At 45.0% G+C, this 18740-nt stretch carries 21 protein-coding genes; 3 read left to right on the top strand and 18 right to left on the bottom strand.

Annotated features, from left to right (window positions below; all coding sequences use genetic code 11):
• The first annotated feature begins 163 nt into the window (after positions 1–163).
• Together DMO16_RS02780 and serA are read left to right on the top strand one after the other, a co-directional pair.
• Positions 164–412 (top strand): ferredoxin, encoded by a 249-nt coding sequence (locus DMO16_RS02780; protein ID WP_129475218.1) that lies wholly within the window; start codon positions 164–166, stop codon positions 410–412.
• Positions 413–596: 184 nt separating this feature from the next.
• Entirely contained in the window at positions 597–2168 is a 1572-nt protein-coding gene (gene serA, locus DMO16_RS02775; RefSeq protein WP_129475216.1) for a phosphoglycerate dehydrogenase, read from the top strand.
• Between the two features lie 49 nt (positions 2169–2217).
• Here serA and DMO16_RS02770 read toward each other — a convergent pair whose 3' ends face one another.
• The 16 genes from DMO16_RS02770 to DMO16_RS02700 all read right to left on the bottom strand — a co-directional run bounded on the left by DMO16_RS02770 (position 2218) and on the right by DMO16_RS02700 (position 16144).
• Entirely contained in the window at positions 2218–3027 is an 810-nt protein-coding gene (locus tag DMO16_RS02770; RefSeq protein ID WP_061970756.1) for a histidinol-phosphatase, read from the bottom strand.
• A 27-nt stretch (positions 3028–3054) separates the two neighbouring features.
• Positions 3055–3228: a hypothetical protein gene (locus DMO16_RS24110; RefSeq protein WP_156412563.1), complete on the bottom strand. Its 174-nt coding sequence runs from the start codon at positions 3226–3228 to the stop codon at positions 3055–3057.
• Positions 3229–3380: 152 nt separating this feature from the next.
• Positions 3381–5171, bottom strand: a complete 1791-nt coding sequence (locus DMO16_RS02765; protein WP_129475213.1) for an ATP-binding protein — start codon at positions 5169–5171, stop codon at positions 3381–3383.
• Entirely contained in the window at positions 5168–5887 is a 720-nt protein-coding gene (locus tag DMO16_RS02760; protein ID WP_061970761.1) for a response regulator transcription factor, read from the bottom strand. Before DMO16_RS02760 ends, DMO16_RS02765 begins: the two co-directional genes overlap by 4 nt.
• Positions 5888–6001: 114 nt before the next feature.
• A complete protein-coding gene (gene ccsB, locus DMO16_RS02755) occupies positions 6002–7195 on the bottom strand; it encodes a c-type cytochrome biogenesis protein CcsB (RefSeq protein ID WP_061970763.1) in 1194 nt (397 codons plus the stop codon).
• Between the two features lie 20 nt (positions 7196–7215).
• Positions 7216–8829, bottom strand: a complete 1614-nt coding sequence (gene resB / locus DMO16_RS02750; protein ID WP_129475211.1) for a cytochrome c biogenesis protein ResB — start codon at positions 8827–8829, stop codon at positions 7216–7218.
• A gap of 14 nt (positions 8830–8843) precedes the next feature.
• Positions 8844–9371 (bottom strand): thiol-disulfide oxidoreductase ResA, encoded by a 528-nt coding sequence (gene resA, locus DMO16_RS02745; protein ID WP_061970767.1) that lies wholly within the window; start codon positions 9369–9371, stop codon positions 8844–8846.
• A 58-nt stretch (positions 9372–9429) separates the two neighbouring features.
• Positions 9430–10179, bottom strand: a complete 750-nt coding sequence (locus DMO16_RS02740; protein WP_061970769.1) for a pseudouridine synthase — start codon at positions 10177–10179, stop codon at positions 9430–9432.
• A gap of 113 nt (positions 10180–10292) precedes the next feature.
• Positions 10293–10823: a spore maturation protein gene (locus DMO16_RS02735; protein ID WP_061970771.1), complete on the bottom strand. Its 531-nt coding sequence runs from the start codon at positions 10821–10823 to the stop codon at positions 10293–10295.
• Positions 10824–10826: 3 nt separating this feature from the next.
• Positions 10827–11420, bottom strand: coding sequence for a nucleoside recognition domain-containing protein (locus DMO16_RS02730; protein WP_129475209.1), 594 nt, complete (start codon positions 11418–11420; stop codon positions 10827–10829).
• Positions 11413–12582, bottom strand: a complete 1170-nt coding sequence (locus DMO16_RS02725) for a D-alanyl-D-alanine carboxypeptidase family protein (protein WP_241840422.1) — start codon at positions 12580–12582, stop codon at positions 11413–11415. The genes DMO16_RS02730 and DMO16_RS02725 overlap by 8 nt, the downstream gene beginning before the upstream one ends.
• A 74-nt stretch (positions 12583–12656) precedes the next feature.
• Positions 12657–13214, bottom strand: a complete 558-nt coding sequence (locus DMO16_RS02720) for an isoprenylcysteine carboxyl methyltransferase family protein (RefSeq protein ID WP_061970777.1) — start codon at positions 13212–13214, stop codon at positions 12657–12659.
• Positions 13215–13230: 16 nt separating this feature from the next.
• Complete coding sequence (locus DMO16_RS02715) at positions 13231–14319, bottom strand: type III polyketide synthase (protein WP_129475207.1); 1089 nt, start codon at positions 14317–14319, stop codon at positions 13231–13233.
• An 83-nt stretch (positions 14320–14402) separates the two neighbouring features.
• Entirely contained in the window at positions 14403–14792 is a 390-nt protein-coding gene (locus DMO16_RS02710; RefSeq protein ID WP_129475205.1) for a hypothetical protein, read from the bottom strand.
• A gap of 15 nt (positions 14793–14807) precedes the next feature.
• A complete protein-coding gene (gene scpB / locus DMO16_RS02705) occupies positions 14808–15395 on the bottom strand; it encodes an SMC-Scp complex subunit ScpB (protein ID WP_061970783.1) in 588 nt (195 codons plus the stop codon).
• On the bottom strand, positions 15392–16144 hold the full coding sequence (locus DMO16_RS02700) for a segregation/condensation protein A (RefSeq protein ID WP_129475203.1): 753 nt from the start codon (positions 16142–16144) through the stop codon (positions 15392–15394). Before DMO16_RS02700 ends, scpB begins: the two co-directional genes overlap by 4 nt.
• Before the next feature lie 126 nt (positions 16145–16270).
• Between DMO16_RS02700 and DMO16_RS02695 the strand changes: the two genes are divergently transcribed.
• Positions 16271–16789, top strand: coding sequence for a DUF309 domain-containing protein (locus DMO16_RS02695; protein ID WP_129475201.1), 519 nt, complete (start codon positions 16271–16273; stop codon positions 16787–16789).
• 51 nt (positions 16790–16840) lie between these two features.
• Here DMO16_RS02695 and DMO16_RS02690 read toward each other — a convergent pair whose 3' ends face one another.
• Positions 16841–17275, bottom strand: coding sequence for a peptidylprolyl isomerase (locus tag DMO16_RS02690; RefSeq protein ID WP_061970789.1), 435 nt, complete (start codon positions 17273–17275; stop codon positions 16841–16843).
• Positions 17276–17347: 72 nt separating this feature from the next.
• Positions 17348–18673 carry a diaminopimelate decarboxylase gene (lysA, locus tag DMO16_RS02685; protein WP_129480288.1) on the bottom strand — a complete coding sequence of 442 codons (1326 nt, stop codon included), beginning with the start codon at positions 18671–18673 and terminating at the stop codon, positions 17348–17350.
• Positions 18674–18740 lie beyond the last annotated feature (67 nt).

Below are 18740 nucleotides of genomic sequence, written 5' to 3'. Positions count from 1 at the left end.
TCGGAAGTATTCGAGGAGTGTTTGCACAAACGATCATTTTTTCTATTGAAATAATGGTAGAGAATAACTTACAATATGTATAGCACACATATATTGAAGTATTACAATTTGCATGTATACGTAATATATTGTATCGTTTTACCATGATTAGGAGGTTATAAATATGCCAAAGTACACAATTGTAGACAAAGACACTTGCATTGCCTGTGGAGCTTGTGGAGCTGCCGCCCCTGATATTTATGATTATGATGATGAAGGGATCGCTTTTGTTACTCTTGATGAAAACCAGGGTATCGTTGAAATTCCAGATGTACTGGTCGATGATATGCAGGACGCGTTCGAAGGCTGCCCTACTGATTCAATCAAAGTAGCAGACGAGCCGTTTGAAGGCAACCCATTAAAGTTTGAATAGTTAAGGACGGACCAAGCCCTTCATCCGAAGGGCTTTTTATATTCATTAAAAATCATACCAATCCGGCTTGTCAATGTCCTCAAACGAACAATTTCTCAGATTTTGTTTGTAAGCAAAAAAATCCTGTGATAAATTATCAGTGTTATATAAATATTCCGAAAAATATCAGGAGCGGAGTGATTTTATGTATACGGTGCTGGCAACCGATTCGATTGCAAAGGAAGGAATGGCAGAACTGGAGAGCATGCCTGGTGTTTCTGTCATCTACGGGCACGTTAACGATATTTCCCAACCGGAACATATTGATGCTCTGGTTGTGCGGAGTGCCACCATGGTAACCAAAGAGATGCTGTCGCGTTTTTCAAACTTGAAAATCATTGCCCGCGCTGGTGTGGGGGTAGACAATATCGATATCGACGCAGCCACACAGAGAGGAATACTGGTCATCAATGCTCCCGACGGCAATACTATTTCCACAGCGGAGCATACGTTTGCGATGATCATGGCCCTCCTTCGAAAAATTCCTCAGGCCAATCAATCGGTTAAAGAAAAAAAATGGAACCGTTCGAGTTTCAAAGGAACCGAACTGTCCGGAAAATCGCTTGGCATTGTCGGTATGGGCAGGATTGGCACGGAATTAGCCAAACGGGCAAGAGTATTCGGCGCAAAGGTGCAGGTTTATGATCCTTTTCTGACCAATGACAGAGCAAAAACACTTCAGGTAACTTCTTTACCGCTTGATGAGCTGCTGAGTACCAGCGATATTATCAGTGTACATACACCGCTCACAAACGACACCAAAAAATTGATCAACGCTGACAATCTTTCAAAAACAAAACAAGGGGTTTACCTCATCAACTGTGCCAGAGGGGGGATTCTCGATGAAGAAGCTCTTTATACTTTCTTGACCCGTGGACATGTGGCTGGCTGCGCTCTTGATGTTTTTGAAACCGAACCAGCAGTGGAAAACAGGCTGGTTCAACTGAACAATGTGATTGCCACACCCCATATTGCTGCATCTACGACCGAAGCCCAGTTAAATGTCGCATCACAGGTTGCTCATGAGATATCCTCCTATTTCAAGGGAAAGCCGGTGAAAAATGCCGTGAATCTCCCTGCGGTTTCCAATGAGGAATTTCAAAAAATTTACCCATTCTATGAGCTTGCCAAGATGTCTGGCCAATTGCTGTCACAATCTTTTTCCTCCCCAATTAAGGAAATTAAAATTACCTTTGCTGGTTCCATCACCGACTATGACACCGGACTTGTAACCAGAGGGCTACTGTCAGGGTTTTTACAGCCAAGAGTTGACCGGATCGTAAACGATATTAATGCCGCACTGATTGCTAAAGAACAAGGATTTACCTTTGGCGAAACCTACAGCACGGATGCTCAGGGCTATGAAAATTGGATGGAAGCCCGAGTAATCGGAGAACATGACAGCTTCAGCCTTCAGGCCACCTTTATCAGCGGGTATGGACCGAGAGTCGTCAATATTAACGGATATTCTACCGATTTTGTCCCCGAAGGCTATCTTGTTTATATTGAACATATCGATCGCCCGGGCGTCATCGGAAGGGTCGGTAAGCTGATCGGCGACCTTGAGATTAACATTGCGTCAATGCAGGTGGGACGAAAAATGGCAGGCGGAGAGGCCATCATGATGCTGAGCTTTGACAAGGAGCTGGCTCAAGACATTCTGCTGAAAATCAAGGAACTGCCAGACGTTGTGTCAGCCACCAAAATTAATCTGTAACGCAAAAAGCACGGAGATCGAAACTCCGTGCTTTTTGCTGTGTTTTAAGTTAAAAGGATATTTCTTTTCTTTGTCCCTTGTTAAACGTCATAACCGAGGTGTATCCTGTTTCCTTTGCCAGTTGAAACGCTTGATCATAATCTGCTCCTACATGACCGGGCTCGTGTGCGTCAGAAGAAAAGACGATCGGTATTCCTTTATCTTTGCACATCTTGAGAAGAACGGGTTCTGGGTACAGCCTTTGAACGGGTTTTCTTAAGCCGGCAGTCGAAATCTCCACACAGGTCTTTGAATTTTTCAGTGCTTCAGTGGCCCGGTCGTACTGCTCAAGCAAAAATTCTTCATCCTTGGGTATGTACTTGAAAATCTTAACAAGATCTATATGGCCAATGATGTCAAAAAGATTGGACTCCGCGAGCGTGACCACCTGATCGTAATATTGTCTGTACACCTCATACAGGTCCCTGCGGTCCCATTCTTTGCGGTATTCCGCCAGGTCGATTCCGAAATCACCTACCCAGTGGACAGAACCAATGACATAATCAAAATCATAGTTTGAGATAAACTGCTCCATCTCTTTATGGCTACCGGGGGTATAGTCCATTTCGATCGACATCTTCACATCCAAATCGTTGTTCCATGCTTCATGAAACAATTTCACATAGTCTTCCATATCATAGTATCTGCGTTCTTCCATCCAGGGCTTGCTGACAATATCCTTCGTTTGATAGAAATGATAGGCATGTTCAGAAATCCCGAAATTAGGAATGTTTTTAGAGCGTGCTTCATCCACAAATTTCTTTAAGTAGTCCAGTGTGAGCGTTCCTTTTTCCAAATGATTGTGATAGTCTGTCGGCAAAACCGTTTCCTCCTCTTATTGTACAACCTATTTCTTGGGCAAATCCTTATCCACTTTTGTACCATGAAAAACGGGTTGCTTCAAGTGTTTTTCGAAATTTCCCCTCGATTTCGCCTCTCCGCCCTTCCCTCCAAGAAATAGCATGCCAATACAAAGGGTGATCGCCAGTACTACCAAAAAACGTCTTCCGTAGTCTTTCATCTTTTCCTCCTGAAACAAGAATCACCCTTTCATGTTATGCGAAAGACGTTTTTTAAGAACCTTTACCGTACGAGATAATAAAAAAACAAACGGCGGGAACCGTTTGTTTTTGGGTTTGTTTCTTATGGAACAAGAAAAATCGGGCGAATTACCTATTCTTCAACAGATAGCGGCAAGAAGATGGAAAAAGTGGTACCTTCGTTGAGCTTGCTGTGAACCGAAATGCTCCCATTGTGGGTCACCACAATATTTTTTGCAATGGCCAGTCCAAGGCCGGTACCGCCTTTTTTTCCGCGTGTTCGTGCTTTATCGGCTTTATAAAACCGCTCAAACACAAACGGAAGGTCTTCTTCTGCAATCCCTGATCCATTGTCTGTCACTTCAATCTTCAGCCCCTGTTTGAACCGTTCCACCAAAATGGCGACCTTGCCGTTCGAGGCGGTATGGCGAAGGGCATTATCGATCAAATTGGTCAGCACCTGTTCAATTCGGTCAGGGTCAAACCGGGCGGTGCCATCTGCCTTCAGGTTAAGGGTGAGCTCAATGTCACGCTCTCTGGCAATGCCATAAAATTTCCGGACGACCCGCTCAAAGAACTCGTTAACCGAAACCGTCGCCGGACGCAGCTTCATCTGTCCGGCTTCAAGCCTTGCCAAATCGAGTAGCTCATTGACCAGCCGCCCCATTCTGAGCGATTCATCATGAATGATCTTCACAATTTCTTTTTCCTCCTCCCTGGAACCAGCCACATCGTCCACGATGGCCTCACTGTATCCCTGAAGCATAGAAATCGGTGTTCTGAGTTCATGCGAGACATTGGCAATGAAATCTTTGTTCAGTTTCTCCATCTGCCGCTCTTCTGTCATATCACGAAGTACAGCCACCGCTCCCCTTACAAAGTATTGGTTGTAAAGCGGAGTCATAACGACCACCCAGCTTCGCCCCTGAATATCAATTTCGATGTATTGTTCTTTTTCGGAAGTGACAACATTTTGAAACAACTCGGTAAGCTCCGATGGCAGGGCTTCTTTTTTGTCCTTGTCCATTCCCTGTTCATAATACCAAGCCTGCAAAAAACGCTGTGCAGGAGGGTTCGAAACAAGGATGCTCATCCTGCGGTCAAACGTAATAACGCCATCGGCCATCGAGCTGAGAATTCCAGACAGCTGTTCCTTTTCCTGATTCAACGCAGTAATGAAATTTTTCAGCTGCCTCCCCATCCTGTTAAACGCCATGGCAAGTTCACCGATTTCGTCATGGGTCAGCATCGGCACCTTCATATCGAATTCACCACGAGCCATATGAGAGGCCGCTTCCCTCATCTTGCGCAGCGGCGCAGTCACACGGCTGGATAGAAAGAAAGCAAAGATTGTTGTCAGGATGATGGCGATGCCAGCCGATAAAAAGATCAGTCTTTTGGTATAATTGGTGCTTTCAGCTATGTTTTCCAGTGACTGATACACATAAACGGCACCGGTTTTTCCGTTTTCCATCTTAAAGGGAAGACCGACGATCAGAAGCCTGTTATGTATTTCCTTCCCTTTTGACATGACTGGAAAATCGCCCTTCTTGACCACTTTTTTACCGTTTTGGTAAACAGAGGCGAGGGATTTATTTTTAAAAAAGACACTCACCGGAAGGTCCGCTTCTTCCTGCTTTCGTGATGTCGGTGAGTAATGCTCCTTTTTATTCATGATGATCATGGCGTTCAAGGAATAGGCATCCACGAGCTCCGATGAAATGCGCAGCGCCTCTTCTTTGCTGTTATAGTCCTCAAGAAGTTCCACCATTTTATGCGTGAGCTTGGTGAGCTGTTCTTCCGCTTGATTATCGTAATAACGGCCAACAAACTGCGTCAGCATCACCGTCAGTATGAACAAAACAACCGAAACCAGAAGTAAAATGGTGACCCACAGTTTTCCGACGACACTACGCCAGATCATGCTTGTTCTGCAACCTCAAATTTGTAGCCGACTCCCCACACCGTCGCAATCATGGATGCAGCTTCCGGAGACACTTTATTTAATTTTTCACGGAGCCGTTTAACATGTGTATCCACTGTTCTCAAATCCCCAAAGAACTCATAGTTCCAAACATCTTTTAAGAGCTGTTCCCGAGCATACACTTTATCCGGTGTTTTGGCCAGATAATAAAGGAGCTCGTATTCTTTTGGTGTCAGGTTGACCTCCTTGCCCCCGGCAATCACACGGTGAGCGTCATGGTCAATGGTCAGATGCGGAAACACAATAATATTTTTGGCAACCGATTCCGTTTGTAAGAATTTTGTGGAAGAGGACCGCCGAAGCAGCGCTTTAACCCGCAGAATCACTTCACGGGGGCTGAACGGTTTTACGATATAATCATCCGCTCCGGACTCGAAGCCCTGGATCCGGTTAACTTCTTCCCCTTTTGCTGTCAGCATAATAACTGGTGTCGCTTTTCGCTGTCTTAATTTTTCACAGACTTCCATACCGTCCATACCCGGCATCATGAGATCAAGCAATATCAAATCATAGTTCAGTGTCAAAGCAAAATCCAAAGCTTCCTCTCCGTTTTCCGCTTCATCCACTTCATAATTTTCGCGTTCCAGGTACATTTTTAAAAGCTTGCGGATTCGTTCTTCATCATCCACGATTAAAATCTTCGCTTCTTTTTCCACTGGTGTTCCTCCATTTCATTGAATCTGCACCTCTATCATACATGAACAGCTTGTATATAACAAAACCCTTCATCTCAAAAGGAAAAATTGAGATGAAGGGCCGCTTTTTTCGTGTTACGCATAGGAATGAAGGCCGGATATTACAAGATTAACAGCAATCAGATTGAACATGATGATGACAAATCCAATGACGCACAGCCAGGCTGATTTTTCGCCATGCCAGCCTCGTGAAAGGCGGAAATGAAGATAGGCGGCGTAAAACAGGAAGGTGATCAAGGCCCAAACTTCTTTTGGATCCCATCCCCAGAACCTGGTCCAGGCCTCCTGTGCCCATATCATGGCAAAGATCAGCGCCCCGAGCGTAAATACGGGAAAGCCGATGGCCACTGACCGGTAGCTGATTTCATCCAACAGATCCGGTTTCAGGTTCATGAGCTTCGGCTGAATCGCGGCTGAAATTCGTTTTCTTAAAATGAGCCGGACAATGCCGTACAGCACACCGCCTGTAAGCAGCGACCAGATAAAGGTATTGAATTTCCTTGGAGCCTGCTCTCCGTTCATCCACGAAGGTGAGGCAACGAGCGGTCCAAAGTGGTCATCTGCCTGAGTACCGTTCGGCGGTCCGACAAGCGCAGGCACATTGTAGGTTAATTCCACCTTCTGATCCTTCTTGTCGGTGAAGTTGAACGATGTTTCATAACCTGCTGCTGCAGAAATGGCGCTGACAAGAATAAAGCCGAATACACATAAGAGAAAATACATAATGATTTCGAGCATTTTCGTCTTTTTGGTAGAGCGAGTCTGGTCAACGACCCGGATTAGAAAAATCAATCCAGCGACAAAGGAAATGGATAGAATTCCTTCTCCCAGCGCAGCTGTTGTAACATGGATTTTCAGCCAGTCACTTTGAAGTGCAGGAATCAGCGGGGCGATATCCTTTGGAAACATGCTGGCATACGCAATAACAAGAAGCGCGATCGGCATGGCAAAAACACCTAGCGCGTTGGTTTTGTATATCCCATACAGCAGGATAAAAGCAAACACCATCATCATCCCAAAAAAGGTTGTGAATTCAAACAGGTTGCTGACCGGTGCATGTCCGCTGGCTATCCATCGGGTCACAAAATATCCGAGCTGCGAGATAAAACCGAGGATAGAAAGAGCGTAGCCCACTCTTCCCCATCTTCTCGTATAAGCCGCTTTGTTCTCTTTTCCTTTTTTATCGGAAAGAGACATGGCAAAGACAAGCGTTGCAATGAGATAAATAATAAAGGCGATATAAAGCAAAGTACTGCTGAGTTCAGCCATAATAACCTCCTGTACAGGGCTTAAGCACTTTTTTCGTCACTTTGGTCAATCGGCATGACCAGCCCGGAATCTTCTGAAATGTTCTGCATCTCTCTTTTCAAGCCAAACCAGTTTTTGTTGGTATGGGCAGCAATCCATAATTGACCGTTTCTCTGTTGAATCCAAATTCTCCGGTGGTTCCAGTACAGACCCTGGACCACACCGAGCATGAAAATAATGCCCCCGATGATGATGATTGGAAGGGTCTTATCCTTTTTGACGGTCAAAGCTGAAACATTCTTAGTTTCAATTCCTGAAAACGACATTTTGTATTTGTTGTCGCCAGCCTCCACATTTTTCCGTATGCCAATAAACGCCGTTTCCCCTTTCGGCGTCTCCGGGGTAAACATCTTGAAAACAAAAGCAGGATTATCGGGAACACTGTTTTCCGTCGTTGGCTGGTCATTTTCGTCGAGTTTGAAGTTCGGAAAATACTCAACCATCTCCACTTTGTAGCCGTTTCCAAGAACGTAGGTAGATTTTGGATTAAACAGGTTTACTTTAATCTCGCCATAACTTTTTCCTGATTTTTTATTTTCCAGCTTCAGATTCATCCTATGAAACTCATTTAACTTAAAATCTACTTGATAGAGAGAATAATCATTAAAGGATAACGGTTCATTGACTTTAATTTTAGCGTCTCTTTCTTTCTTAAGCTCTGGTTTTGCCCCGACAACATCAGAAGGACCCGCATGGTAAAGGGTGACATTGCTTTGATAGTTTTTAGGCACAGGATTCCCTGTTTTGTCCAGGGCAGCTGAATACTCTTTATCCTTCTTGTCATAAAGTTCCATAATAAATTTGTGGTTCTTCAGATAGTATTGTCCATCTTCCGTCTTTGTTCCGGGTACAGCCACTGTCTCACCTTCCCGAATCCACAGTGTCTGATCGGTATACATACCCGGGAAGAAACGAAGCATCGCCCCAATCAGAAATATGATCAGACCGGCATGGTTAACATAGGGCCCCCATCGTGAAAAACGATTTTTCTCAGCAAGGATATTGCCGTTGTCTTCCTTGATTTTATAATGTTTCTTCGCCAGCACACGTTTCACACGGTCCATGGAAATTCCGCTGTCGGACACGGCAAAAAGCCTCTGTCTTTTCATAAAGCTCTCATGCCTGGTCACCAGCTGGTATTTAAGGGCTCTGTAGAGAGGAAACCCACGGTCAATGCTCACAATAATGAGCGAGATGCCAAGCGCTGCAAGCAGCAAAAGAAACCACCAGGAACCATAAAGATTATGAAAACCCAGCAAATAGAAAATCTGGCCCGGTGTTCCGTATTCCTCTTTGTAATAAGTTGTCGGGTCCACATTAGGTGGTATGTACATTTCTTGCGGAAAGATGGTCCCAATCGCTGCAGCAATTAAAATCACAATAATGATCCAAATTCCCACTTTAACGGATGAAAAGAAATTCCAAATTTTATCAACGATCGTTTTATTGTAGGTTTGAGAACGCACGGCGCTTCCCTCATACCTCATGTTGATCAATTCGCGCGAATTTTCATTGGTTAACGGCTTTCCGCACGATTCACAGATTTCGGTTCCGAACGGATTGCTATGGCCGCATTCACATTTGATTGTTTTCAATTTTGCACACCCCGTTACGGCTTGATTTTTTCCATATACGATTTAATGGTCTCATTCGATAACGACTCACTCGTTATTTCGATGACTTTTCCGTTTTTGTCCACCAGGAACGTGGTTGGGATTGGCCCAATGCCATACGCTTTGGTGACTTCCCTGGATCCATCAAGTGGAATAGGAAAAGACAAATGAAAGCGGTCAGCAAAATTCTTAACAGAAACGCGGGATTCCCCCACATTAACGGCGAGAATCTCTACTCCCTGCTTCTTATAATTTCTGTATTCCTTTTGCATATACGGCATTTCCCTCTGACAAGGCTTGCACCAGGTTCCCCAAAAATTCAGGAATACACCCTTTCCTTTGTAATCTGAAAGCTGTACCTTGTTTCCCTGTAGATCCGTCAACTCAAAATCGGGTGCTTGATCTCCTTTTTGAACACTGCCGCTTTTATCGTTAAATACATTATTATATAGGGTGTAGCCTACCGCAACGGCAACGATGACAAGGAGAATCGAACGAAACACCAGTCTTTGCTTTTTCTTCACGTGCGACGCTCCCATCTTCTGCTTCTAGGTTTCCATCTTAACTATAACGCCTTGTATTTTAGTTATGGCCCCTCTTTTTTGACGGTTGTGTGACAGCTTGGTTTCGCAGTTGCTTCACTTCATGAGGCGTCAGCTCTCTAAATTCCCCTGGATTTAGGCCTTTCACGTCCAAAAAAGCATACCGTTCCCTTTTCAGCTTCAGGACCGGATGCCCAATGGCTTCAAACATTCGCCGTACTTGACGGTTTCTTCCCTCATGGATAGTGAGCTCAATAATAGCCGTCTGCTTTTTCTTGTCTCCCGAAAGGAATTTAACCCTTGCCGGAGCCGTTTTTCCGTCATCCAGCATGATTCCTCTTTCAAGCTTTTTCAGAACTTCCCGTTCCGGAATTCCTTTTATCTTTGCAATATAGGTTTTATCCACTTTATATTTCGGGTGCATCAACTCATTGGCAAATGTACCGTCATTGGTCATAATCAGGACACCAGATGTATCATAATCCAGCCGTCCGACAGGAAAGATCCGCTCCTCGACGATATCTTGAAAATAATCGGAAACCACCTTTCTTCCTTTATCATCCGAAACTGCCGTAATCACTCCAGATGGCTTGTACATTAAAAAGTAAACCGATTGTTCCCTTTCGATTTGCACGCCATTAACTTCAATCCGGTCTTTTCCTGTAACTTTTGTCCCAAGCTCCCGGACAACGGTTCCGTTGACTTTAACTTTTCCTTCCGTGATTAACTCTTCTGCTTTTCTTCTTGATGTAATGCCGCTTTGGGCAATTACCTTTTGTAAACGTTCCATGATTTCACCTCTTTTAACATCATACTCTCTCGCCTTCCATTTCACAAGGTCGCAACAGAAAAGCCGGTTTATAAACAAAAACACACCGGATGTTTGGTTCCATCCAGTGTGTTCTATGAAAATACGAGACTGACAACCACAATTGAAGCGATAAAACCGACAAGATCAGCCAGCAAACCAACCTTCAGAGCATAGCCCATTTTCCGGATGCCCACCGCCCCAAAATAGACGGTCAACACGTAAAAGGTTGTATCGGTGCTCCCTTGAATCGTTGAAGCAAGCCGGCCAACAAAGGAGTCAGGGCCATGGGAAGCGATCAAATCAGATGTCATGCCAAGCGCCCCGCTTCCGGAAATGGTTCGCATCAGCCCGAGTGGAACAACTTCCCCAGGTACATGCATCCAATCAAACAGCGGCTTTCCAAAATCGAGAAGGAGATCAAGCGCTCCTGAAGCCCGGAAAACGGATATCGAAACGAGCATGCCGACCAAATATGGAATCATAGAGACAGCAAGAGAAAAACCTTCTTTTCCACCTTCCACGAAGGCTTCATAGGTTGGCACCTTCTTGCAGGTGCCGTATAGCAGAATGAATCCGATCAAAAAAGGAATAAACCAGATGGAAAATGAATTTATGAAACTCATACTCTATTTTTTCCCCTTCCGGACGGACCTGTAATAGAAAAAGCGGTCAATAGAAAGTGAGAACACGGTGGAGACAGCCGTAGCCATCAGTGTTGTCCCTACTATGTCCGTAGGGTTTTGCGAGCCGTAGTTCATCCGGATGGCAATAATAGTCGTAGGAATGAGCGTAATGCTCGAAGTGTTAATCGCCAGCAGGGTAATCATGGAGCGGCTCGCTTCGTTTTTCCCCCCGTTTAATAATTTCAGCTGTTCCATAGCCTTGATGCCCATAGGAGTAGCAGCATTCCCAAGGCCAAAGAGGTTTGCGACCATATTGGATAATATATAGCCAAGCGCCGGATGGCCTTCTGGCACATCTGGAAAAAGCCGTTTAACGAGCGGGCGGAACAAAAGAGCCAAAAACTCCAGCAGCCCGCCCTTTTCCGCAATTTTCATCAATCCCAGCCAGAAAACAAGGATACTGATCATGCCCAGACTGATGGTGACTGCTTCCTGTGCGCTTTTAAAAACGGCTGCATTCACCTTATCCACATTGCCGCTGAAAATCGCGACAATAAACCCGGTCACCATCATCCCCACCCAGATGTAATTAACCATGACGAGTACCTCCGTTTATCGCGAACAATGAGGCAACCATCTGTTTAAACACATTCCAGATACTCCTGTCTTCCTTCACCAGGCCTTTCCCTTCATAAAACAAAGGAAGATTACCAATGATTTGGTCTCCAAGCATCACCTTCATTTTGCCAATTGGTTTAGGCACTGCTCCCTTTTTCCATTTTCCTCCTTTTGGCGGCTGATACAGATTCACCGATTTTTGGATCTCCCTTTTCTCCCCCTTCATCAAGGGGTAATTGAGGTCCCTTGCCGCTTCAATTTTATTTTCATACGCTTTAAGCTTAATCCCGTCTACAACCCCTTTTTTAACGAGGCTGGTCAGCTTGAACGTCCGGTACCCCCAGTTAAACATGGCAGCGTGATCTTCCCAGTCATTGGGATCATTCAACGTAACGGCGATCAGCCCCATGTCGTCCTTTTTGGCGGTGGATACAAGGGTGCGTTTAGCAAGCTTTGTATAGCCCGTTTTTCCGCCAGTGGAATAGGGGTACAGCTTCAGCATTTTATTTTTATTCCTCCAAACCCGTTCCCATTTCTCGCCTTCTTGTGGCGACCGGTACATAACAGAGGAGGAAATCTCCCTGAACTTTTCATTTTCCATCGCATACCGGGTAAGCAGCGCCATATCATAGGCGGAGGAATAATGGTCATCGTGGTCATCAAGACCATGCGGATTTCTGAACAGGGTGTTCTTCATTCCGATTTCACGGGCTTTTTGATTCATCAGATAAACGAACCCATCCATACTGCCGCCCACATATTCGGCGATGGCCACAGCTGAATCATTGCCTGAACGGAGAATCAATCCATATACGAGATCATTCAGGGAAATATGCTCCCCCAGTTTTAAATAGAGAGAAGAACCTTCCGTCCGTGTCGCCCTATCACTGATGGTGACACGGTCAGATAGCTTGCCCGATTCAATGGCAAGGATCGCTGTCATGATCTTGGTAATGCTTGCAATGCGCATGGGACGGTGTTCATTGCGGGCATAAAGAATCCTTCCTGATTCCTGTTCCATTAAAATAGCGGCCCTAGCTGATACACCAGGCCCTGCAGCTTTTACTTGAGGAAGCATGCAGGTCATCAGAAGTGCAGCCACTATAATAAGCATTGTCCATTTTTTCGTTGAATAGCGCATGGTATCCCGTCCTTAGTTGTTTTGTACAAGTTTATGCAAAAAACGGACGGTTATGATTGGTAAATTCTTTCCAGTCAGCGATCATCGCCTGGCAGGAACCGATGCTTCCCCTCAAAATGGGCGTTATAATTGGTTGCCTTCTGCAATGCCTTTTCTTCTTCCGGTATTCGGACAGACAGAATAACCGCATTTAAAATGAGAAAGAGCACCATTGTGAAATAGGCTTGAAACACTAAAGGAATCGTAATAATTTCAAGGGTAACGATGACATAGTTTGGATGTCTTATATATTTGTATGGTCCTTTGGCCACCACATGAGCACCGGGCAATATAATGATCTTCGTATTCCAGAAATGGCCTAAAGAGGAGATGCACCAAACACGAGCGCATTGGGCAAGAAGAAATAGTGAAAAAGGGATCCACCACCAAAATGCCGGTTGTTTATTAAACAAAAGTACTTCCACTAAAAACGAAATAAAAAAACACGTATGTATGCCGACCATCCATTTGTAGTGTTCCCGTCCTGCTTCAAAAGCTCCTTTGGAAAGCAGGTATTTTTCATTTTTTCTGGCAATCAAAAGTTCTGCAAGCCGTTGAATCACCAGCACTGCAAAAAAAATCCAGAACAGCATGGATCCGCCCCCTTTTTTATCTCCATTGTATATAAAGCAATTCAGATGAAAATCCCGGTCCCAGCGCAGCCATTAGACCGGTATCCCCTCTTTCAGGCATTCTTGCCATAAAACGTTCCATCACATAAAAGACCGTAGCGGATGACATGTTCCCAAATTCCTGAAGGACAGCCTTGGAGACATCCGATTTCTCAAGAGGCATGTCCAAAGCATCCACATAGGCATCCAGCACTTTCTTTCCGCCGGGGTGAGCAATAAAATGACGAATATCACGGCCGGTAAGGGCATTGCGTTCAAGAAATTGATCCACGTTGGGCTTCAGCCAGCCACGAATGATGTTAGGAATGTCACTGGAAAACACGACATACAATCCGTTGTCTTTCACATCCCATCCCATCACCTCTTCAGAGTTTGGCATGAGGGTTGACATGGTATCTCTCACTTCCGGCACAGCGTCCAGAGATGAGGCGCTCCTCGCCTCAGATTCATCCCCGCAAAGCAAGGCGCAGCCTACTCCATCCGAAAATAGTGACGTGCCCACCAGGTTGCTTTTACTTTGATCATCATGCTGAAACGTCAGACTGCAAAGTTCCACACTCAGCACAAGCACGTTGGCGTCCGGAAACGCTTTGCAATACTCATAAGCTCTTGAAAACCCGGAAGCCCCGCCTGCACAGCCAAGACCCCAGATGGGGATTCTCTTGGTATGCGGGGAAAACGGCAATTTATTCATAATCCTGGCCTCGATGCTCGGTGTGGCTAAGCCTGAACTGGAAATAAAGAAGATGGCATCAATTTCATGATAATCAATCGGACGGTTTAAAAACGGAGATTCCTGCAAGCACTTTCGAATGGCCCGGCCGCCAAACCGGGTCGCACTCTCGATATATGAGTCATTTTTCTCCTGCAGAGAGTGGGGTTCGGCAAACCATTCGATCGGCTTGGCGAAATAGCGCGTTTTGATTTCTCCATTATGAAAGACTTTCAAAAGCCGTTCAATGTCCTTAAACGAGCGGCGAAATAAGCCTCTTGCAAATTCAAGTGTTTGTTCCTGTTCCAGTTTGTGGGGCAGGTTTGTTGTTTGGACGGATAGAATTTTAGGCATGAACGAACCTCCGAATAAGTAGTTATATGAGTTTTCCCTTTTTCCTTTCCTTTTACGCTTGTAAATAGAAAAAAGCCCCCTGTTTAAAGGAGGCATTCTTTAGGATTTGACTTATGCTGTTCCAACTGGACCCAGATCTTTTTCACTTTGTTCCAGTCAAGATTCTGAAACAGAATAGAGAATTGATCCTGATTATTGATATATACTTTCCGGCGTTCAAGATAGCCATCCGCCTGCATCAGGCAGGCAAGAGCAGCAATGTCCTTCACAGCGAGCTGCTCTCCATTTTCCATCGTGAGCTGCTCTGTGAGATCCGGCAATTGTTCTTCTAGAAATCTCACATACAGCAACTCAAAGGAACGGTCCTTCCCCTGATGGGTATACTTGACTTCCGAACGGTTAAAAAGGTCCTCAGGGGAATTAGACTTTGCTTTTTGCAGCTCATATCCGGCAAATGATCGAATTTCCAACAAATCCTCAGCTCCTTTTCATTCATCCATGGTTTCCTGAAACTTTGAAAAAAACAAGTCTGCTTCCTCTTCAATGGACCCGTCATTGACCTGCTCAGGAAGTGGGGGAAGTTCTTCGAGGGACTTCAAGCCGAAATGTTCAAGAAAACTCTTGGTCGTTCCGTACAAAATGGCACGCCCTGTTCCCTCAGCCCTGCCCATCTCGGCGATCAATCCCTTCGATGAGAGAGTCTGCAGCGGTTTTTCAGTTTTTACCCCTCTTACTTCTTCAATCTCTGCCCGGGTGATGGGCTGCTTATAGGCGATGATCGCCAGTGATTCAAGGGCGGCCTGGGATAAACTGGTGTGTGACGGAGCTGCGACCAGCCGCTCGTAATAAGATGCATGCTCACGCTTTGTCACAAATTGATAGGAACCGGCGATTTCGATAATTTCCATTCCTCTTGAGCCCGACCGATAGTCATTGAGCAGTTCTTCTAGCAGTGCTTCAACTTCTGTCAAGCTAACCTGCAGAACATCTGCCATCTGCTTTTTGTCAATGCCCTCCTCTCCGGATACAAAGATCAGTCCTTCAATGACTGCTTTCTGTTCTGCTGATTGCTTCAAACTTCATTCTCCTTTGGTGCATAAATAAAGATTTCGCTAAAGTTATCTTCTTGCTCGCATTCTACTTCTTTCATTTTCATAAGCTCCAGGACAGCGAGAAACGTAACAACAAGGTGCTCCCTGCTCGAAGTGGTAAACAGCTCTGAAAATTTCTTTCTGCCCGAGGTTCTGATGTCCTGAATGATTTGCTGCATCCGCGTTTCAATCGGAATTTCCTGACGCTCAATGGTCGTCTTTCTTGGAACCCTCTCCATTTTTTTCGCAAAGATTTTCTGCATGGCCGCCAGCATATCATAAATCGTTACATTGGCAACAGGATTCAGGGCTTCCTCCTCATTTTCATAGGAAGTGAGATCCATTGGCTCTCTGGTGAAAATCATGCTTCTCGCCGTTTCCTTTTCTTTCAAATCATGCGCGGCCTGTTTAAATTTCCTGTATTCCACCAGTCTTCGTACCAAATCCTCCCGCGGGTCGTCATCCTCATCCAGATCAAGCTGATCATCGGAATCGAGAACTTCCTGTTTGGGAAGAAGCATTTTGCTTTTGATGGCAAGCAGTGTAGCAGCCATTACCAAATATTCGCTGGCTACATCCAGTTTTAATTCCTGCATGGTATGTATATAATTCATATATTGTTCCGTTATGACCGCGACCGGGATATCATAAATGTCAATTTCATACGTACCAATAAGATGCAGAAGCAGATCCAGAGGACCTTCAAATGCATCTATCTTCACGCTGTATTTCATTCTCGCAACCTCTGTTTCTACAATGTATCTTGTATCGGAATTATACCATATTTTAAAGGGAGTTCCTTTTTTGCTTTCTCTTTTTTTAGTAGAATAAAGAAGAACCTGTCCGAAGGAGGACCTTCAATGTACCCTGAAGCTTATATTGACTTTCTGGCATACTTTCATGGAACAAGGGATTATTTCGAGTGCCATGAAGTCCTCGAAGAACACTGGAAAAAAGAAGGCATGCAAAATGACGTCTGGGTGGGCCTGATTCAGATTGCTGTCTCCCTTTATCATCAACGAAGGAGCAACTATGAAGGGGCGCGCAGAATGATGGAAAGTGCTATTAAACGCCTTAACAGCCAAAAAGAGAACCTTACAGAACTGGGTCTTGATCATTCCCTGTTGCTTGATCAGTTAAAAAAACGGCTCAGTGATATCTCCACCCGCAGCCCCTACACCGACATGAATCTTCCTGTTACAGATGAGGGTCTTCTTGATGTGTGCTGCCAATCCATAATGAAACATGGTTCCTTATGGGGAGCTGTGAGCGATATGGATAATGACCAGATTATCCATAAACACCGGACCCGGGACCGCAGCGAAATCATTCGTGAGCGGGAAGCACAAAAAAAACGAAAAAACAAAACAGCGGAATAAGAAAATGGAAACAAATAAAAAAGCCTCCTAAAATGGAGGCTTTTTCTGCTATTATTCTTCCCAGACTTTGACTTCTTTCATGACATCGCCTTGCTTGATGCGAAGCACGGTATCCATGCCTTCTGTCACTTGTCCGAAAACGGTATGAACACCGTTCAAATGAGGCTGCGGCTCATGTACAATGAAGAACTGGCTTCCGCCTGTGTCTTTTCCTGCGTGCGCCATGGATAATGAACCAGCGACATGCTTGTGAGGGTTTCCTTCGGTTTCACATTTAATGGTATACCCAGGGCCGCCTGCCCCTGTTCCCGTAGGATCTCCGCCTTGTGCTACAAAGCCGGGAATAACACGGTGGAAAGTTACCCCATTATAAAACCCTTCGTTTGCAAGCTTTTCAAAGTTTGCTACCGTTCCGGGTGCTTCTTCCGGAAACAGCTCGATTGATATTTTTTCTCCGTTTTCAAATTCAATTGAACCTTTTTTCATGTATATTACCTCCTGAATTCAGCATACTTCCCTATTTTATGCTTTTTTTGGCCGAGCGTCCAGTGAGCTTGATTAATTACCGGCCAATACGCCGTTTTTTAACGGCAGGTCCAGCCTTAGCAGGTCTTCATAGGTTTCTCTTTTGACGACGAGCTGTTCTTCTCCATTTTCCGCAAATACAACCGCAGGCCTTGGAATACGATTGTAGTTGTTGGACATGGAATAGCCATAGGCCCCTGTACAGAATACAGCAAGGTAATCACCGGTTTGCGCTTCGGGCAGAAGAATATCCCATATGAGCATATCCCCGGATTCGCAGCATTTCCCTGCAATAGACACCTTTTTTGTTCCTTTTTCTCGCGCCCGGTTGGCAAGTGCCGCTTCATATTGGGCCTGATATAGTGCAGGTCTGATATTATCGCTCATCCCTCCGTCTACTGCCACATAATGCCTGACCGAAGGAATATCCTTTTGTGAGCCGACCGAATAGATGGTGGTTCCTGCGTCACCAACGAGCGAACGGCCGGGTTCAATCCAGATTTCAGGTACTGAAACTGAATTTGAAGCAGATAGTCGTGTCACTTCACCGATCATCGCTTCAATGTATTCTTTGGGCTCGAGCGGTTCATCTGCCTCTGTATAACGAATCCCAAATCCACCACCAAGATTTAAAACTTTGGGAAAAAAGGACAATTCATTGTTCCATTTGGCAAGGTAATCATACAGTTTCTGAATGGCCAGAATGAAACCCGCTGTTTCAAAAATTTGCGAACCGATATGAAAATGAACCCCAAGAAGGGTAATTGCTTCTGAATCCAGTGCTTCAATCACTGCTTTTTCCGCCTGGCCATTCTGAAGGTCGAAACCAAACTTTGAATCTTCCTGTCCCGTTAGAATATATTCATGGGTATGAGCCTCGATACCAGGAGTGATTCTAAGAAGAATGGACGTTTGTGTATTCATTTTGTCACAGAGCTCATTAAGCATGCGCAGCTCATGAAAATTATCCACAACAAAGCATCCGATTCCGGACTTCAAGGCATATTGTAGCTCATCATAGCTTTTATTGTTGCCATGAAAATGGATGCGTTCTGCAGGAAATCCAGCAGCAAGAGCTGTATAAAGCTCTCCCCCGGAAACAACATCCAGGCTTAAGCCTTCCTCTGCCACCAGCTGGACCTGCGCAAGGCAGGAAAATGCTTTGCTCGCATAAGCCACTTGGGCTTTTATGCCTTGTTCCTCAAACGCTTTTTTAAACGACCTTGCGCGTTGCCTGATCAATTCCACATCGTAAATATAAAGCGGTGTTCCGTATTTTTGTGCCAGCTGAACCGTGTCCAGCCCGCCGATCGTCAAATGATTATCTTCATTAATCGAGCTTGTGCCATGTAAGTACATCATAATCTCCCCTTTTCTATCCTGCAGAGATTCTTTTCCGACGAAAAAAACAAAGACAGCCCATGTA

The sequence above is a fragment of the Fictibacillus sp. S7 genome, from assembly GCF_004127935.1.
GTDB classification, from domain to species: Bacteria; Bacillota; Bacilli; order Bacillales; family Fictibacillaceae; genus Fictibacillus_C; species Fictibacillus_C enclensis.
The sequence above is the reverse complement of the archived record's forward strand: the minus strand, read 5'-3'. Positions and strand labels throughout refer to the sequence as shown.

What these genes read in the sequence shown, in the direction of transcription:
- DMO16_RS02690 (WP_061970789.1), bottom strand. Translation starts at nt 17,275, where the DNA reads ATGAAAAAAGGTTCAATTGAATTTGAAAACGGAGAAAAAATATCAATC.
- DMO16_RS02735 (WP_061970771.1), bottom strand. Translation starts at nt 10,823, where the DNA reads ATGAGTTTCATAAATTCATTTTCCATCTGGTTTATTCCTTTTTTGATC.
- DMO16_RS02695 (WP_129475201.1), top strand. Translation starts at nt 16,271, where the DNA reads ATGTACCCTGAAGCTTATATTGACTTTCTGGCATACTTTCATGGAACA.
- DMO16_RS02780 (WP_129475218.1), top strand. Translation starts at nt 164, where the DNA reads ATGCCAAAGTACACAATTGTAGACAAAGACACTTGCATTGCCTGTGGA.
- ccsB (WP_061970763.1), bottom strand. Translation starts at nt 7,195, where the DNA reads ATGGCTGAACTCAGCAGTACTTTGCTTTATATCGCCTTTATTATTTAT.
- lysA (WP_129480288.1), bottom strand. Translation starts at nt 18,673, where the DNA reads ATGTACTTACATGGCACAAGCTCGATTAATGAAGATAATCATTTGACG.
- DMO16_RS02715 (WP_129475207.1), bottom strand. Translation starts at nt 14,319, where the DNA reads ATGCCTAAAATTCTATCCGTCCAAACAACAAACCTGCCCCACAAACTG.
- DMO16_RS02730 (WP_129475209.1), bottom strand. Translation starts at nt 11,420, where the DNA reads ATGGTTAATTACATCTGGGTGGGGATGATGGTGACCGGGTTTATTGTC.
- DMO16_RS24110 (WP_156412563.1), bottom strand. Translation starts at nt 3,228, where the DNA reads ATGAAAGACTACGGAAGACGTTTTTTGGTAGTACTGGCGATCACCCTT.
- DMO16_RS02765 (WP_129475213.1), bottom strand. Translation starts at nt 5,171, where the DNA reads ATGATCTGGCGTAGTGTCGTCGGAAAACTGTGGGTCACCATTTTACTT.
- serA (WP_129475216.1), top strand. Translation starts at nt 597, where the DNA reads ATGTATACGGTGCTGGCAACCGATTCGATTGCAAAGGAAGGAATGGCA.
- DMO16_RS02720 (WP_061970777.1), bottom strand. Translation starts at nt 13,214, where the DNA reads ATGCTGTTCTGGATTTTTTTTGCAGTGCTGGTGATTCAACGGCTTGCA.
- DMO16_RS02700 (WP_129475203.1), bottom strand. Translation starts at nt 16,144, where the DNA reads ATGAAATACAGCGTGAAGATAGATGCATTTGAAGGTCCTCTGGATCTG.
- DMO16_RS02740 (WP_061970769.1), bottom strand. Translation starts at nt 10,179, where the DNA reads ATGGAACGTTTACAAAAGGTAATTGCCCAAAGCGGCATTACATCAAGA.
- DMO16_RS02725 (WP_241840422.1), bottom strand. Translation starts at nt 12,582, where the DNA reads ATGCGCTATTCAACGAAAAAATGGACAATGCTTATTATAGTGGCTGCA.